Below are 17,158 nucleotides of genomic sequence, written 5' to 3'. Positions count from 1 at the left end.
GCATGTTAAAAGGCAAACAGACCTGGTGGTATGAGAACAAACCCGTCATCATTGGAGCGGCAACGGTCGTGGGACCGGATGAGGGGGACGGCCCGCTTGCGGCGGACTTTGACCTTGTTCATCCAGAGCTCGATATGCAACAGAAGAGCTGGGAGAAAGCGGAACGCCTTCTTCTCGAACAAGCTTCAGAATTCGCCATCCAGAAGGCCGGGCTGCAGCGAAGCGATGTCCAGTTTTATATCGGCGGCGATCTCATGAATCAGATTATTACCAACAGCTTCGCGGCAAGGACGATCGGCGCGCCTTACATCGGGGTATTCGGCGCTTGCTCCACCTCGATGGAGACGTTGGCGTTAGCTTCGCAGTTGGTGAACAGCGGTTCTGCGACTCATGTGCTGGCTGGAACCTGCAGTCATAACTGTACGGCGGAGAAGCAATTCCGATATCCGACGGAATATGGCTCTCAGAAGCCGCCGACTGCGCAATACACCGTGACCGGTGCAGGAGCCGCTCTCGTGGCTGCGACTGGCGAGGGTCCTGTCATCGAATGCGCCACGATCGGCAAGGTTATTGATCTGGGGATCACCGATCCATTTAATATGGGCGCAGCTATGGCGCCGGCGGCGGTCGATACCATTCAGGCTCATTTCGATGATACGGGCAGGTCGCCAGGTGACTATGATCTTATCGTGACGGGCGATCTGGCGGGTGTTGGTCATCCCATCGCCAAAGATTTGCTCATGCAGGATGGCGTGCCGATGGATCATACCGTCTTCGGTGATTGTGGCTTAATGGTTTACGATGTAAAAAAACAAAAGGTACAGGCAGGAGGCAGCGGCTGCGGCTGTTCGGCGGTCGTGACATATGGCCACCTGCTCAAACGAATCGCCAAAGGGGAATTGAAGCGAATCCTTGTCGTTGCGACCGGCGCGCTCCTGTCTCCGTTGTCGTTCCAACAAGGGGAGAGCATTCCGTGTATTGCTCACGCGGTAGCAATCGCCGCCCCCGGAAAGGAGGCGCAGGCATGATCTTTCTCTGGGCATTTCTTATAGGGGGAGCGATTTGCGTCGTTGGACAGCTTATGTTCGACGTACTCAAGCTGACCCCTGCTCATACCATGGCGACTTTGGTTGTGATCGGGGCCATCGTTGACGGACTGGATTTGTACGAGCCTCTGGTCAAGTTCGCAGGCGCAGGCGCAACCGTTCCGATTACCAGCTTCGGCAACGCGCTTGTGCATGGCGCATTGACCGAGCTTCATGATCAAGGATGGATTGGCGTCATCTCAGGCATTTTCAAGGTGACGAGCGCTGGCATATCGGCTGCGATCATCTTCTCGTTTCTGGCCGCGCTTGTTATTCGGCCCAAAGGTTAATGCGTTGGAGAATCCTGTAGGATTCTCCAATTTTTTTTGGATGCAAGGAATTTGTACGGGGGGAGTGCTGTGCTGTAAAATAGTTCTATTAGGGGATAAATCAATCGTCTTGCTATTCCTAATATGATGTGGTTCCTCTATGGTCTCTTTTCCCTACTACTCGTTCCGGGAGGTCTCTTATCGTGGATATTCGAACAGGCGATATGCAATTATGTTCATCGATTCTAGCAAATCTCAACTCATGTATCCTGGGCAAGAACGAAGAAATCGAAAGATTATTAATTGCCGTGTTGGCCGGCGGCCACGTGTTGCTGGAGGATGTGCCAGGCACGGGCAAAACCCAACTGGTGAAAGCGTTAGCAAAGTCTATTGGGGGCCAATTCCGCAGAATTCAGTGTAATCCGGACTTGCTTCCTACCGATATTACAGGCGTGTCTATCTACCATCCCAAACAAGAAACGTTTCTTTTCCGACCAGGTCCGGTAATGGCCAACATCCTGCTTGCAGACGAGATCAACCGTGCGACTACGAAGACGCAGTCTGCGCTGCTGGAGGCCATGGAAGAAGGACATGTTACGGTGGACGGTGAGACATATGAATTGCCTCAGCCGTTTATCTTGCTCGCGACACAGAATCCTATCGAATTCGAAGGCACGTATACGCTGCCCGAAGCGCAGCTGGACCGATTTATGATGAAATTGTCGCTTGGTTATCCAAGTGAAGCCGACGAGCAGGGCATGATCGCAGGCAATCGTGGCATTCAGCCGTCGGAATCGATCCAGCCAATACTAGATGCTAGTGATATGGCGATTATCCAGCAGCAAGTGCTTCAGGTGCATATTGATGATGCTGTCGGCCAATATTTGGTTAGTGTTATCCGCAGTACGCGTGAACATCCGCAAGTGCTGCTTGGTGCGAGCCCTCGCGCGACCATTGCCCTTGCCAGAGCGGCCAAAGCATGCGCATATCTGAACCAGCGCAAATACGTGACGCCAGATGATATCAAGTCACTGGCTCCTTATGTGCTATCACACCGGTTATTGCTTCGGACGGAAGCTCGGATGAATGGTTTGCGTGCTGATCATGTTGTCGAGCAGGTGCTGCAATCCGTCAAAGTGCCGGTTCGGCTTGAGAGATAACGTATGAACGAGAAGAGGAAGCAGCGATTTCGGAAGTGGCTGATCGCATCCGTTTATGTCGGCAGTTTGTTTTATTTTTTATTCCAGGGCGGCAAAACTTCTCTGATGTTATTCATTATTCTGAATTTGCTCCTGCTGTATCTCCTTCTAGGCCGCTACAGTGGCATTGGTAAGGTGAACGGCGTACGAACACATGCCTTGCATGGTGCGGGATCGCAGCTCGATACGTTGATGGCCGGCAGCTCACTCGATGTTACGGTTGATGTGCGCATCCCTGGCTATTATCCACTCCCGTATGTAATCGTGCGTGACAGCTTTGTGCGCCATGATGGACGGAGCTTCCGCTTCGAAACATCGTTTGTCCCTAGCTGGAAACGAACAGGATTAATTAAGTACCAAACGCCTCCATTGCCTAGAGGGGACTATAGGTTCTCGGAGACTGAATGTCTGGCGTATGATGTGTTCGGGTTGTTCGAGCATTCCGGCAGCTTCCCGACGGAATCGGCCTTCAGCGTGTTGCCGCAGACGATCCCGCTCAGACAATGGAGCGGGTTCCAGAGAGGGATTCGTGGTCCATACTCTCATGCTTCAGCTTCGCGTTCAGCCAAGGAAACAACGCAGATTAACGGCGTTCGCGAATATCATTACGGTGATCGTCTGTCCCGTGTCCACTGGAATGCGACAGCCAAAACAGGCGAATGGAAGTCGAAAGCGTTCGAACGCGAGTCGCTTCCACGCACATTGGTAATCTTGGATCGTCATTCGCCAACGTATGGCGAATCCTCCGACCGATTCGAACTCGCCGTGTCTGTTGCGGCTTCGTTCATGGAACACGGCTTGAAGGAAGACACGGCAATGGGGTTATTGTCGCCTGGCGACAAACTTACGATGCTGCCGCCTAGATCCGGCATGGAGCAGCGGAGCTTGGCTATGAAACATTTGACATTCGTTAGTCAGGACGCTCCTTATCGAATCTACGATTCATTGTCGCGTTCCGAATCCGTTATCGAGCCTGGTTCCTTCGCGCTGCTGATTACTGCCGATACAGGCAGCGGCATGGTGCGGAGCATGGAGTGGCTCTCGCGCAAAGGTGTCACGCCATGCCTGATCCACATCGGATCTATGGACGATAAGGACAGCGGCAACGCGACGTGGAAAAATCTGATTCTCGGCCGAGGCTGGAAGCTGTATGAGGTCAAGCAGCTTCAAGATCTCCCGACAGCCCTCGAAGGGAGCGTAATCGCATGAAACGTTTGTGGGCAAGTATTGGCGCTTATATGGGCAATGGCTGGTATGAACGTTTCGTATCTCTTTTTGTTGGCATCATTATTATGGCTTCCTTATCCGTGTTTGATAATTATTGGTGGGAAGAAAGTTACGCGATCGCTTATATGACGATCGGAACAGCTATTCTGATTGATCTGCTGCTGCCGCTTCGTTACAGAGCGCTGCGATGGTCTATTCAATTTGTCGCAGCCGTGTGGATTACTAGCCGTCTCGCCCGTAAGGAGTGGGATATCGCATTACCGACAGGCAATGGCGATATAAGCTGGTGGCTGGAGCAGCAGATGGCTCAGCTTCATCCCTTTATTTGGATCAGCATCGCCGTATTAGGACTTCATCTCCTGTTCACGGCATGGGCGACAACCCGCGGACGGTTGTTCGGTGTAATTGGAGCGTCCCTGCTTATCTTGACGGTTGCGGATTCCTTTACTCCGATCTGGTTATGGGACGATGTCGCGATTGTTGTTTTCACCGGGTTATTCTGGTTGGTTGTCAGTCATTTGCGCAAGCTGCAGATTACTCATCCGGATAGCTGGAGAGCCTTGTTTGAATACCCGATCGGATTAGTAACGCCGACAATCGTCGTGCTTGCCCTGCTTGTGCTGATCGGGATCAATGTGCCGTCTCTAGCGCCGCTCCTTCAGGACCCCTATACGATCTGGCGAAATTCGCAGGGACAAGAGGTTCGGGTCTTTCTTGGCGAGAAGGCCATTCCAAGCAATTTGACGCCGCAGAATACAGGCAATGCAAGCTCTGGCTACAGTCGGAACGATGACAAGCTCGGCGGAGGGTTCGACTACGATTTTTCGGCGATGATGACGGTGTCTACCTCTCAGCGCAGCTACTGGCGCGGCGAGTCCAAAGCGAGTTACACAGGCGAAGGCTGGGTAGACGCGGATCTTGAGATCAGTAATAACGTCATGCAATTTGCAGGGAAAGGCACTCCGCTTGAAGAGACGGTAGATCGCTCACAAGCAGAGACGGTTGAAGTAAATCAGATCGTGTCGATGATTCGCGAGGATGCCTATCCTGTCTTATTCGGGGCCGCGCCTATCTCTAAAGTGAATTGGGTTGGCAGCGAAGAGGAGGATATTCCTAGGCGGGCACTGCCTTGGTTCCCGATGGAATGGGAGTTGGCCTGGAACGATCCGGATACGTTTCCGACTGCATATTCGATCACATCCAGCGTAACCGTTCTTGATGAGGAAGGTCTTAAGTCGGTATCGGCGAGGTTCCCTGATTCATCCACGCAACGTCTGTACACCGAATTGCCGGCTACGGTTCCGGATCGTGTTCGGGCATTGGCGGAGCAAGTATCAGCGGGCGGAGCGAGCGATTACGAAAAGGCGCGTCTCATCGAAGCATATTTGCGGACGAATTTCGTCTACAATAACAAACCTGACTTGTCCAAGCTGACAGGAGAGAGCGTCGACTTCGTCGATCAGTTCCTGTTCGAGCTTAAGGAAGGTTACTGCGATTACTTCTCGTCAGCAATGGCCGTACTCGCTAGAAGCCTTGACATGCCGGCACGATGGGTCAAGGGTTTTGCTCCCGGCGTCTTGCCAGCCGAACAATATGGACCCGGCGAGATGCTGGACGGCGAAGAATTCAATCCATCCGGTGCAGGCATGTACACGGTTAGAAATTCCGATGCACACTCTTGGGTGGAAATTTATTTCCAAGGTTACGGCTGGATTTCCTTTGAAGCTACGGCAGGTTTCTCATTCCCTTATCAAATAGCGGAAGATGAAGTGGCTCCCGAGCCGACAATTGCGCCAATCGATACACAGACGGATGCAACAACGGAGCTTGAAACGAATTCAAGCACAAACATTTGGCCAATCGCAGCTTTGTCCGTCGTTCTGGTCGGAGCTGCGGTATGGTTCGTTGTCCGTCGGCGCGATATCCCTGTATTGTGGAATAAGCTTAGAGGACGTTCATACTCGGCCAATGAACAAATCGTTGTCGAAACGAACAGATTGCTTCGCACTTGCCAGAAGCGAGGGTTGCGCCGCGAGGAGCACGAGACGCTTCGGGAAGCGATTATAAGATGGTCGAAGAACAATACCCGGTTTGCAGATGACTTCCGTTATGTTCTTGACAACTTCGAGCATGCGAAGTATAGCCCGATTACGGTAAGTGCCGAAGAAGCAGAAAGATTTACAGGCAAAGTCCGATATTTGATCGGCGAACTAAAATAACATTGAATCCTGCCATTTTTCCTTCTATAATATATACCGCTTGCCGGTACGCCGGCGGCGGTATTTTTTTGCAACAAATTCGGATTGTATGGTATAGTTTCGTAAGATAGCAGGTAGAAAGACGGGGGATTACACAATGTTCGAAAGACTTCTTCCGAATATGAGGGTGGGTTCGGTATACGAGATCGATCTTGATATACTCGCGGCCCAAGGTATTCGGGGTATAATTACGGATCTGGACAATACGTTGGTTGGCGCCAAGGAGCCGCTCGCCACGCCCGAGCTGGTGCTCTGGCTGGACAAGGTAAGAGATGCGGGCTTTGGCGTCGCCATTGTATCCAACAATAATGAAACACGAGTGGGCAACTTCGCTGCTCCTCTTCAAATTCCGTTCGTGCATGCCGCTCGTAAGCCTGCCCAAGGCGCCTTCCGCAAGGCACTCGCGATACTCGGGCTGGACGCAAAGGATACCGTCATGATCGGCGATCAGATGATGACGGATGTCCTTGGAGGCAACCGCATGGGGCTTTATACGATATTGGTTGCGCCAATATCCCCGGCCGACGAAGGAATTATGACGCTGTTTAACCGCAGGCTTGAGCGGATTGCGCTCGCCAGATTGCGTAAACGCGGATTGTGGTATGAGGAGGAGACGAAGTGAAAGATATGCAACTTAGAGAACAAGTACCATCCTGCGCTGGCTGCGGAGTCGCGCTGCAGACGGAGAATCCGGATAAGCCGGGTTTCCTGCCCGAAACATCGCTTCAGCGGGAGCCGGTTATCTGCCAGCGTTGTTTCCGGATCAAACATTATAATGAAGCATCATCCGTTGCGCTGGATCAAGATGATTTCTTGCGGCTGCTAGGCAGCATTGGAACAACGGACAGTCTGGTCGTCCATATTGTCGACCTTTACGATTTTGAAGGCAGCTTGATCTCCGGGCTTCAACGTTTCGTCGGCAACAACCCGGTGTTGCTTGTCGTTAACAAAATCGATCTATTGCCTAAAGGAATGAACGTGAACCGGATCCGGAACTGGGTTCAACGTGCGGCCAAGTCGCAAGGCTTGCGTACAGTAGACGTTATTCTCTGCAGTGCAAAGCGGAACATGGGCTTCGAGCATGTGATTGAAGCGCTGGAACAGCATCGCGGCAATCGTGATGTCTACGTGGTCGGGGCGACGAATGTGGGCAAATCTACATTAATTAACCGACTCATCCGAGATTTCAGCGACTTGGAGCGCGAGCTTACAACTTCGCGGTATCCAGGCACGACGCTTGATGCCGTTCATATCCCGCTCGAAGACGGCAAGTCGATCATCGATACGCCAGGCATTGTCTATACGAGTCGGATGACAGAGGTTGTACCGCGCAGCTTCCTGGGTTCGCTGATGCCGGACAAACCGATCAAACCGCTTGTCTATCAGCTGAATGAGAAGCAGACATTGTTTATCGGCAGCTTGGTCCGATTCGATTTCCTAGAAGGCGAACGCCAATCGTTTACGCTATATATTTCGAACGCGCTGAATGTGCATCGAACCAAGCTCGAACGTGCGGATGATCTGTACAATGAGCACAAGGGCGAGTTGCTGGGCGCGCCTACGCGGGATGAGCTTGCTTCGATACCGGAGTGGACGAGACATTCGCTGCGAATCAAACAAGGGCTCAAACAGGATATTTTTGTATCCGGACTGGGATGGATCCAAGCGAATGGGATGCGCGGCGCATTGATCGATATATACGCGCCTAAGGGAGTTAAGGTCATGCTGCGGGATTCCATGATCTAACGAACGAAGGGCTAATCTGGATAGCCGGGATACAGCTCCTGTCATCCAGAAGCAACGTAGTCGAAGGCAGGGGGAGCGGCTGTGGCAGAGGAGAAAGCAATGGGGACAATCGATAGTCATACGGTGTTATATGGTGTCATCGGAGATCCAATCCGACATTCCAAATCGCCGATTATGATGAATCGAGCTTTTCGTGAAACAGGAATTAACGGTGTCTACACGGCATCCCACATTACATCGGAATCATTGCCTGCATTTATAGCTGGCGTGAGGGCGATGGGCATCAGAGGCGTCAACGTTACGATCCCTCATAAGCTTCAAGTGATGGAGCTCATAGACGAAATCGATCCTGACGCGCTTGCCATCGGGGCTGTGAATACGATTGTTAATGAGAATGGAAAGCTTGTGGGCTATAATACCGATGGGATTGGATACGTGCGTTCCCTAAAGGAAGAAGCCGAGCCGAATCTTGCCGGCAAACGAATTGTAGTGATTGGTGCTGGCGGGGCTTCACGGGGAATCGTATATGCGCTGCTTAAGGAAAATCCGGCGTCGATCGCGATTTCCAACCGGACCGTAGAACGTGCTGAGGAACTTGTGGAATCCCTTGGCGGTGAAGCTTCAGGTCTCACGGCTATTCATAACGATATGCTCAAGGATTATTGCCGTGAAGCGGATATCGTTATCAATACGACTTCGGTAGGCATGTTCCCGAATATAGAGCATTCGCCGATCGAAGCGGGATGGATGAAACGCGGCGCTGTGGCAAGCGATCTCATCTATAATCCGTTGCGGACGGAGTTTCTGCGCCAGGCGGAAGAGGCGGGCTGTCGGACGCACGGGGGACTAGGCATGTTTATTTATCAAGGCGCATATGCATTCGAATATTGGACCGGACAAGCCGCTCCCGTGGCGGCGATGAGAGAGACAGTCCTTGAGGCGCTCAGCGGATAGGGACCAGATTGCAGGAACTTGTGAGAACAAAAACATGAACTATAGACGAATGAAGTAGCAAGTAGAGATATTGTTGCGTATTCGTATACGAAAGAAGGAAGTTTAATTATGTTGACAGGTAAACAAAAGAGACATTTGCGCGCATTGGCGCATCATTTGCAGCCGATCTTCCAGGTTGGCAAGGGAGGCACGAACGATCATCTCGTTCGCCATATTACAGAAGCGATCGAAACGCGCGAGCTTATCAAGATTTCCGTACTGAACAATTGTCTTGACGATCCGCGTGAGATCGGTGCGGAAGTAGCCGCTAATGCCCGCGCAGAGCTTGTGCAGGTTATTGGCAAAACAATCGTATTGTACAAAGAATCGAAGGATCACAAAACGATCGAGCTTCCCAAAAAATAAGGCAGACGCCATTGGCCAAGAGGAGGAGACGGCGTGTTAAAAGCAGGAATTATGGGCGGCACGTTCGATCCCATTCATATTGGTCATCTGATTGCAGCAGAGGCAGCACTCGAAGCTTGTCGATTGGATGAGGTATGGTTCATTCCAACAGCCTCTCCTCCGCTCAAATCCAATTCGCCTGGTGCCAGCGGAGAGGACCGCCTGCAGATGGTTTCCGCCGCGATTGCGAACCATGATCGATTCCGAGTTCTCGATATCGAGCTCCGCCGAGGAGGAGTCAGCTACTCCATCGATACCATAACATCGCTAAGGGAGCAACATCCGAGTTATTCTTTCGCCTATATCATCGGCTCTGACCGAATGAACGATCTGCCCAAGTGGCATCGGATCGATGAATTAGCCGAACTCGTGACATTCATCGGACTAGCTCGCGCGGGAACAGTTGCTCGTCCTGAGCTTCTGCCAGAGCAGCTTCGGGCCAGAATGACCTTTGCGGACATGCCGGCGATTGGCGTATCGTCGACCGATCTTCGTGAGCGGATTGCTTCTGGGCGGTCCATCCGATATTTGGTGCCGGATGCGGTACATGCGTTAATAAGGAGGCATGGCTGGTATGAATCGTCAAGAGATGATTGAGCGCGTAAGGTCGGAGATGCCTGAGCGCAGGTGGATTCACACGGAAGGTGTCATGGCGACTGCCATTATCCTTGCGAACCGGTATGGCGAAGATCCTGAAAGGGCGGAGCTGGCTGCGATTCTACACGATGTGGCCAAATATTGGGCGGTTGATCGTCAAGGGGAGATCATTCGGGTGAATGGATTGCCTCAGGAAGTGCTCGGTTACGATAAGGAGCTGTGGCATGCGCCGGTAGGTGCGTGGGTGGCTGAACATGAATTCGGAGTTACGGATGATGGTGTTCTGGATGCCATCCGGTATCATACCTCGGGACGCCGTTCGATGACCATGCTGGACAAAGTCGTCTGGCTTGCCGATTATATCGAGCCAGGCAGAGATTTTCCCGGTGTGGACGATATTCGTGCGCTGGCCGAGCAAAGCCTCGATCGAGCGATATTAGCAGGGCTCGACGGCACGATCGGATTCCTGATTGCGAAGGGGAAACGAATCTACCCGCTGACGTTAGAAGCCCGCAATGGTTTAATCGAGGAATTATCCAGCACATAATAGAAGTAATGACGATTACGAAGATGCGTTTGCTGCGCAAACGCTAAGAGAATGCTTACGAAGATGCGTTTGCTGCGCAAACGCTAAGAGAATGCTTACGAAGATGCGTTTGCTGCGCAAACGCTTGAGGAGGTCAAATATGCCGGTACAATCCGATGCATTGGTTAAATTAGCGGTGGAAGCCGCCGAAGATAAAAAAGCGGTCGACGTTATCGCGCTTAATCTAAAGGAAGTATCGCTTGTTGCTGATTATTTCGTTATTTGCAGCGGGAATTCCGATACACAGGTGCAAGCGATCGCAACTGAGGTTCGCAAGCAAGCTGAGAAGAGCGGAGCAAGAATCCGCGGTCTGGAAGGGATGGATACAGCAAGATGGGTGCTGATCGATCTTGGAGACGTCATTGTGCATGTGTTCCATCGTGACGAACGCGATTACTATAGCCTGGAGCGTCTATGGTCGGATGCGAAGGTCGTGGAATTCGCATGACGCTAACAGCGGGTACACGATATAATCTGCGTGTTGAGCGCGAGGTATCACCTTATGGTTTTTTCCTTAGCGACGGAGAGTCGGAGGTGCTCCTTCACTATACGGAGTTGATTGGATCCAAACCGCATATCGGCGATTCCGTCGATGTCTTTGTTTATTACGATTCCGAGGATCGGATCACGGCTACGATGAAACAATCTTTGCTCCATCTAGGAGAGATTGCGCGACTTCGCGTAGTGGACGTGCATCCCAAGCTCGGCTGCTTCCTTGAGATGGGGCTTAGTCGTCATCTCTTGTTGCCGTTGTCCGAGCTACCGGAAAGCATTGCTTATCGTCCGTTACCGGGTGATGAGGTACATGTCATGATGCGCCACGACAAAATCGGCAGACTCGTTGCCAAGACGGCATTCGAAGAGGAATTGTCTCCACTCGTATTCCCTGCTCCCGAAACATGGAATAACACTTGGGTCGAAGGCTGGGTAACCAAAACGCTTCAGATCGGTTCGTTCGTTATGGTGGATGGTGGCGTTGTCGGCTTTGGGGTGTATGGTCTAATTCCAACCTCTGAGCGCACAAGGTCTCTCCGACTCGGTGAGCGTGTACGCGCTCGTGTGACATACATCCGCGAGGACGGTCGGGTTAATCTGGCTATGACCGAACGCAAGGAAGTGGGTCGCGTTGAGGATGCAGACCGTATTCTGGCATTCCTTAAGGATCGTCCAGGCGGCGCAATGCCGTATTCTGACGAAACTGAAGCTGAATTGATCAAGAAGCGGTTCGGAATCAGCAAGTCTGCGTTCAAGCGCGCACTCGGCAAACTAATGCGGGATGGGCTCGTTACGCAGAAGGGAAGCTGGACGCATCTCGTCTCTGCGCAAGCGAGCGGTAATGATGAAAGCTCAAAGGGCGAAGAAGGGGCTGAGAGCTAGTGAGTATTGGCCATTCTTACGGACAATTCGCGCTTGTCTATGATCAATTGATGGAGGACATGCCTTATGCCGATTGGCTTGGATATGCTCGCGAGTGCTGGTCCAAGTACGGGATGCCCTCTTCGGTTGTGGATCTCGGATGCGGCACGGGTAGTCTGTCGATTCCTCTAGCGAGATCTGGTTTCCATGTCTACGGAATCGATTTATCTTCGGATATGCTGTCGATCGCTCGCAACAAATGGGATGAAACGCCTGGGCAGGCGATAAGGCCTCGGGCAGGCTCTATCCGGTGGTTGCAGCAGGATATGAGGGATTGGGAGCTCGGAGAGCAGGTAGATACGGTTGTGTCGTTCTGCGACTGCTTTAACTATCTAACAGAAGAAGCGGATATCGAAGCTGCTTTTCTGGCGACATATCGCGGACTGAAAGATGGAGGCAGCTTTTTGTTCGACATGCATCCGCCATCGCAATTGATCCGTTATGCGGAGGAACAACCGTTTGTGCTTGATGAGCGGGATATCGCCTATATCTGGACTTGTGATTTCGAAGAAGCAAAGTGTCAGATCGAACATAATCTGACTATCTTCGCGCGCGAGCAGGATGCCCGGTTCTATCGATTCGAGGAGACACATCATCAGCGGGCTTACGATCCGGAGTGGATCGTGTCTGCGCTCAATAGGGCTGGTTTCCGCACGGTAGACCGTTACGGCGATTTCGAGCTGAAGGCGCCGAATGCGGCTACAGAACGACTTTTTTTTGCCGCGATCAAAGCATAAATTTGTGTTAGTCAGCCATCCTAGCAGGGTGGCTTATTTGCGTTGTGCGTGCGGGTTGCTATGCGAGTGAAAATGGGAGTTTGAGTGGGTGAGCAGCGCGCTGGATGGGAAGAATCCTCGAAAACAACCTAGAGGGTGTTGTACGCTCGAAGAAAAGGTAGTGAATTCTAGCGCGGCATACATGACGTCTGGACGGATCTGCGCTCGGCATACGTGAGGGGAATAGCCCGATTTCTCGGGCTGCAAGTTTGTCCGCCGCCGCGGTGGGCGCGCTAGCCCGACTCATTCGCAGGCTGTACAGATGTTTTGAAAGTCGCTCTTCAACTTTCGCAGCCTTATGTCGATTAATGTAGAGTGGAACAACCGAACAATCGACATTTGGCGCGAATGCGGTATCGTTAATGGTCAGCATACAGTGTGGGCAATCATTGCTGCAATTCATTTGTAGTACCTGGGTCAGACGCAACCGGCATCTAGATATAGTGGTCAGTGCCACAATCGGTTGTCGCTTTACTCCCTCAAGGCATCTTTTAATCTGCTGTTCATCGATGAGTCAGCCGAGAATTTGCGTACGGAGTTTGTGCGGTGCTTTTGCAGCTCATTCTCGATTTTGACGACCTTGGATTCTAGCTCAGTTATATAGGCGAGCACGCATGACAAGTCAGATCCTGTCTTGATTTGGATGTCCTGAAGGGCTGCTCGGACAGCTTCCGGCGATAGTTTTTCCACGATTTTTACCCCCAATATAGCAATAATATGTCACTATCCCATCATAGTCTTATCTGTTAAAATAGTCGAGCATGCCAAAAAAATAGATTAATAATCTCTCCATAATTTTCATTGACTAGACCTATATCTTGATGTAAAATCAAAAACATCAACTACATATTGATGTATGATGAGCTCAAGAAGATCTACCAGTGGTATATCGCAACGAAGCGCAGCTGCCCGATATTGGGGTGCAGGAGCGCTTTTTCATTGCTAGAAATCAGTAGGGGAGCGGTTGTGCGATGCTAGTCGTATACGATTCAAAAACAGGAAATGTAAAGAGGTTCATCAACAAGCTGAATATGCGTTCGATGTCGATCGACAATGAGACCGAGATCAACGAGCCGTTTGTTCTCGTCACGTATACGACGGGGTTCGGACAAGTGCCGGACAAGGTGAATAGTTTCCTGAAGACGAATCACGGCATGCTTCGCGGCGTTTCTGCGAGCGGCAACCGAAATTGGGGAAGCGGCTTTGCCAAAAGCGCAGACACCATATCTTCGATGTACGATGTGCCGGTTATACTGAAGTTTGAATTGTCGGGCACAAGTTTGGATACGGAATATTTTGTCGAAAGGGTGCGTGCTATTGAAGCTATTTGATGAACTAAGCACAGATTTGAAACCAAGCGGAGCGACAGCTGTGGTCGAAGCGGAAACGAATATTGCCCAAGGCAAAACCGGAGAAACAAAACAAAACGACGTTAAGCATATCGAATTGAACAATCAATTAATGCAGCGTGGTGTGGATGGTTTCTACCAGCTGGAGAAAGACCAAGAAGCAGTTAAAGCCTTCATGGCAGAAGTAGAACAGAAGAGCGTGAAATTCGCCTCGCTTCGCGAGAAATTAGATTATTTGATTACCAATGACTATTACGATGATGTATTCGTTAAATATACGTACGAGCAGGTAGAAGCCGTGTTTAACTTGACGACAAACAGCGACTTCCAATTTCAATCGTACATGGCAGCATCCAAATTCTACAAAGACTATGCGATGAAAACAAACAACAAGTCGCAATATCTGGAGCAATATCCGGATCGTGTTGCTATCGTTGCTTTGCATTTGGGCGAAGGAGACGCAGAACGCGCGCTTCGCATCGCGGAAGCGATGATCGAGCAACGCCTGCAGCCGGCAACGCCAACGTTCCTGAACGCGGGCAAGAGCCGTCGCGGTGAGATGGTATCCTGCTTCTTGCTGGAGATGGACGATTCGCTTAACTCCATCAACTATGTTCTTGGCACATGTATGCAGCTTTCGAAGATCGGCGGCGGCGTAGCGGTCAACCTGTCCAAGCTTCGCGGACGCGGCGAGCCGATCAAAGGCGTAGAAGGCGCGGCGAAGGGCATTATGCCTGTTCTTAAGCTGATGGAAGATGCGTTCTCCTACGCGGACCAAATGGGTCAACGCAAAGGTTCCGGCGCAGGATACTACAATATTTTCGGCTGGGATATTATCGAATTCCTGGATTGCAAAAAAATTAACGCGGACGAGAAGTCCCGTATCAAAACATTGTCGATCGGCCTGATCATCCCGAACAAATTCTACGAGCTGGCCGCTCAGAACAAATCGCTTGTGGTCTTCGGTCCACATTCGGTACAGAAGGCTTACGGTCAACATCTGGACGATATGGATATGGACGTGATGTACGAAGAGCTTCTCGCGAACGACAAAGTTACCAAAAAAACGGTGATGAATGCACGCGACATGCTGACGAAGATCGCATCCATTCAGTTGGAATCCGGTTACCCTTATATTATGAACAAGTCGAACGCCAACAGCGTTCACGCGCTTAAAGATATCGGTAATGTGAAAATGTCCAACTTGTGTACGGAAATCTTCCAGCTGCAAGAGACATCCGAAATCAACGATTACGGATACGACGACCAAATCCGCCGCGACATTAGCTGTAATCTGGCTTCGCTTAACATCGTAAACGTTATGGAACGCGGCAAGATCAAGGATTCCGTTCATGTTGGTATCGAAGCTCTTACGACGGTAAGCGACCTGTCGAAGATCGACAACGCTCCTGGCGTGCGCAAAGCGAATGAAGAGCTTCACTCCGTTGGTCTGGGAGCCATGAACCTGAACGGTTACCTGGCGAAGAACAAAATCGCATACGAGAGCGATGAAGCGAAGGAATTCGCGAACGCGTTCTTTATGATGATGAACTTCTATTCTCTTGAGAAAAGTATGGAGATCGCCAAGGAACGCGGCACTACTTTCAAAGACTTCAAACGTTCCGAATATGCGAAAGGCACTTATTTCGCTCGTTACATTGAGCAGGACTTCCGTCCGCAATCGGAGACCGTGAAGGAACTGTTCGGCAACATGGAGATCCCGTCTCCTCAAGATTGGGCGGAGCTCAAAGAGAAGGTCATGGAGAACGGCTTGTACCACGCCTACCGTCTGGCTATTGCTCCGACGCAAAGCATCTCCTATATCCAGAACGCAACATCCAGCGTAATGCCAATCGTTGAGCATATCGAGACGCGCACATACGCAAACTCGACGACATACTATCCAATGCCTTACCTGTCGCAGGATAATTATTTCTACTACAAATCGGCTTACAACATCAACCAATTCAAGCTTATCGATTTGATCGCGGAAATTGGTCAGCACATCGACCAAGGCATATCGACAGTTCTTCATGTCAACAGTAACGTGACTACTCGTGAGCTTGCCCGTTTCTACGTTTATGCTGCTCAGAAGGGTCTGAAGTCGCTTTATTACACGAGAACGAAACGTCTATCCGTCGAAGAATGCACGAGCTGCGCCGTTTAAGGCGCAGCTTTACCTTGCGGGTCCCACTATCCGCGATACCGATTATGTAGCGAAGAAGGAGCATGCCTACTTATGAAAGCCGTAAACTGGAACCGTCCGGATGATGATTTTACTCTAACATTCTGGCAGCAGAACGTGATGCAATTCTGGACAGACGAAGAAATTCCGTTATCCGACGATAAGATGGATTGGATGGAAATGACAGACGACGAGCGTACGCTCTACAAGAACGTACTCGGCGGCTTAACATTGCTTGATACGATTCAAGGCGGCGTTGGTATGCCGAAAATTCTAGAGCATGTGGATGGTCTGCAACGTAAGGCTGTATTGTCCTTTATGTCGATGATGGAGCAAATCCATGCGAAGTCTTACAGCAGTATCTTCACAACGCTTGCTTCGGGCGAAGAGATTGACGCGATTTTCCGCTGGGTGGAAGAAAATCCGCAGCTGCAGAAGAAAGCAACATTGATCTCCTCGTGGTACTCGAACATTTCCGGTCCTAAAGAGCTGTATAAAGCGATGGCGGCATCTGTATTCCTAGAGAGCTACTTATTCTATAGCGGATTCTTCTATCCGTTGTACTTGGCTGGCCAAGGCAAGATGACGAGCAGCGGTGAGATCATCGACTTGATTCTTCGTGACGAGAGTATTCATGGTTTGTATGTAGGCGTATTGGCGCAAGAGCTGTTTGCTACGTTTACACCGGATGAACAAGCTGCCCTCAACGCAGAAGTTCTCGCTCTTCTTCATGAGCTCTACGAGAACGAAGTTGTTTATACGGAGAGCCTGTACGGCCCGCTTGGACTCGAAGAAGAAGTAAAAACATATGTGCGTTATAATGCGAACAAAGCGCTGATGAACCTTGGGATGGAGACGTATTTCCCAGAAGAGACGGTCAATCCGATCGTATTCAACGGCATCAGCACACATACGAAGCAGCATGACTTCTTCTCTAAGAAGGGCAATGGTTATGTACGTACAATCCACGTGGAGCCATTAAACGACGAAGACTTTGTCTTTAATTTCTAAAAAACTTCGAAGAAAAAACTTCGTGATCAAAACCGGGTACCTCTTCTAAAAGAGGA

General features: G+C 50.8%; 18 protein-coding genes. 17 read left to right on the top strand and 1 reads right to left on the bottom strand.

Going from position 1 to position 17,158, the window contains the following annotated elements; translation table 11 throughout:
• Positions 1-2 precede the first annotated feature (2 nt).
• From spoVAD to ACX1C1_RS23210, 14 genes are all read left to right on the top strand, one after another.
• Entirely contained in the window at positions 3-1,028 is a 1,026-nt protein-coding gene (gene spoVAD / locus ACX1C1_RS23275) for a stage V sporulation protein AD (protein WP_458954502.1), read from the top strand.
• A complete protein-coding gene (gene spoVAE / locus ACX1C1_RS23270; protein WP_458954501.1) occupies positions 1,025-1,375 on the top strand; it encodes a stage V sporulation protein AE in 351 nt (116 codons plus the stop codon). The genes spoVAD and spoVAE overlap by 4 nt, the downstream gene beginning before the upstream one ends.
• Before the next feature lie 203 nt (positions 1,376-1,578).
• A complete protein-coding gene (locus tag ACX1C1_RS23265) occupies positions 1,579-2,514 on the top strand; it encodes an AAA family ATPase (protein ID WP_458957777.1) in 936 nt (311 codons plus the stop codon).
• A gap of 3 nt (positions 2,515-2,517) precedes the next feature.
• Positions 2,518-3,762 (top strand): DUF58 domain-containing protein, encoded by a 1,245-nt coding sequence (locus ACX1C1_RS23260; protein ID WP_458954500.1) that lies wholly within the window; start codon positions 2,518-2,520, stop codon positions 3,760-3,762.
• Complete coding sequence (locus ACX1C1_RS23255; protein ID WP_458954499.1) at positions 3,759-5,999, top strand: DUF4129 domain-containing transglutaminase family protein; 2,241 nt, start codon at positions 3,759-3,761, stop codon at positions 5,997-5,999. Before ACX1C1_RS23260 ends, ACX1C1_RS23255 begins: the two co-directional genes overlap by 4 nt.
• A 136-nt stretch (positions 6,000-6,135) precedes the next feature.
• Positions 6,136-6,660: a YqeG family HAD IIIA-type phosphatase gene (locus tag ACX1C1_RS23250; protein ID WP_458954498.1), complete on the top strand. Its 525-nt coding sequence runs from the start codon at positions 6,136-6,138 to the stop codon at positions 6,658-6,660.
• A gap of 5 nt (positions 6,661-6,665) precedes the next feature.
• A complete protein-coding gene (gene yqeH / locus ACX1C1_RS23245) occupies positions 6,666-7,784 on the top strand; it encodes a ribosome biogenesis GTPase YqeH (protein WP_458957776.1) in 1,119 nt (372 codons plus the stop codon).
• A gap of 99 nt (positions 7,785-7,883) precedes the next feature.
• Positions 7,884-8,738: a shikimate dehydrogenase gene (gene aroE, locus ACX1C1_RS23240; RefSeq protein ID WP_458957775.1), complete on the top strand. Its 855-nt coding sequence runs from the start codon at positions 7,884-7,886 to the stop codon at positions 8,736-8,738.
• 108 nt (positions 8,739-8,846) lie between these two features.
• On the top strand, positions 8,847-9,143 hold the full coding sequence (yhbY, locus tag ACX1C1_RS23235; protein ID WP_458954497.1) for a ribosome assembly RNA-binding protein YhbY: 297 nt from the start codon (positions 8,847-8,849) through the stop codon (positions 9,141-9,143).
• Between the two features lie 51 nt (positions 9,144-9,194).
• Positions 9,195-9,779 carry a nicotinate-nucleotide adenylyltransferase gene (nadD, locus tag ACX1C1_RS23230; RefSeq protein ID WP_458957774.1) on the top strand — a complete coding sequence of 195 codons (585 nt, stop codon included), beginning with the start codon at positions 9,195-9,197 and terminating at the stop codon, positions 9,777-9,779.
• Positions 9,757-10,326 (top strand): bis(5'-nucleosyl)-tetraphosphatase (symmetrical) YqeK, encoded by a 570-nt coding sequence (gene yqeK, locus ACX1C1_RS23225; RefSeq protein WP_458954496.1) that lies wholly within the window; start codon positions 9,757-9,759, stop codon positions 10,324-10,326. Before nadD ends, yqeK begins: the two co-directional genes overlap by 23 nt.
• 139 nt (positions 10,327-10,465) lie before the next feature.
• Entirely contained in the window at positions 10,466-10,813 is a 348-nt protein-coding gene (gene rsfS / locus ACX1C1_RS23220) for a ribosome silencing factor (RefSeq protein ID WP_458954495.1), read from the top strand.
• Positions 10,810-11,742 (top strand): CvfB family protein, encoded by a 933-nt coding sequence (locus ACX1C1_RS23215; protein ID WP_458954494.1) that lies wholly within the window; start codon positions 10,810-10,812, stop codon positions 11,740-11,742. Before rsfS ends, ACX1C1_RS23215 begins: the two co-directional genes overlap by 4 nt.
• Positions 11,743-11,792: 50 nt before the next feature.
• Complete coding sequence (locus tag ACX1C1_RS23210) at positions 11,793-12,518, top strand: class I SAM-dependent DNA methyltransferase (protein WP_458957773.1); 726 nt, start codon at positions 11,793-11,795, stop codon at positions 12,516-12,518.
• 510 nt (positions 12,519-13,028) lie between these two features.
• Here ACX1C1_RS23210 and ACX1C1_RS23205 read toward each other — a convergent pair.
• Entirely contained in the window at positions 13,029-13,247 is a 219-nt protein-coding gene (locus ACX1C1_RS23205) for a hypothetical protein (protein ID WP_458954493.1), read from the bottom strand.
• Positions 13,248-13,528: 281 nt separating this feature from the next.
• Between ACX1C1_RS23205 and nrdI the strand changes: the two genes are divergently transcribed.
• From nrdI to nrdF, 3 genes are all read left to right on the top strand, one after another.
• On the top strand, positions 13,529-13,888 hold the full coding sequence (gene nrdI, locus ACX1C1_RS23200; protein WP_458954492.1) for a class Ib ribonucleoside-diphosphate reductase assembly flavoprotein NrdI: 360 nt from the start codon (positions 13,529-13,531) through the stop codon (positions 13,886-13,888).
• Between the two features lie 109 nt (positions 13,889-13,997).
• Positions 13,998-16,073, top strand: coding sequence for a class 1b ribonucleoside-diphosphate reductase subunit alpha (gene nrdE, locus ACX1C1_RS23195; protein ID WP_458957772.1), 2,076 nt, complete (start codon positions 13,998-14,000; stop codon positions 16,071-16,073).
• Positions 16,074-16,145: 72 nt separating this feature from the next.
• Positions 16,146-17,102, top strand: coding sequence for a class 1b ribonucleoside-diphosphate reductase subunit beta (nrdF, locus tag ACX1C1_RS23190; RefSeq protein ID WP_458954491.1), 957 nt, complete (start codon positions 16,146-16,148; stop codon positions 17,100-17,102).
• Positions 17,103-17,158: the final 56 nt, after the last annotated feature.

The sequence above is a fragment of the Paenibacillus sp. strain BS8-2 genome, assembly GCF_054483835.1.
This window is presented reverse-complemented; position numbering and strand designations above follow the sequence as displayed.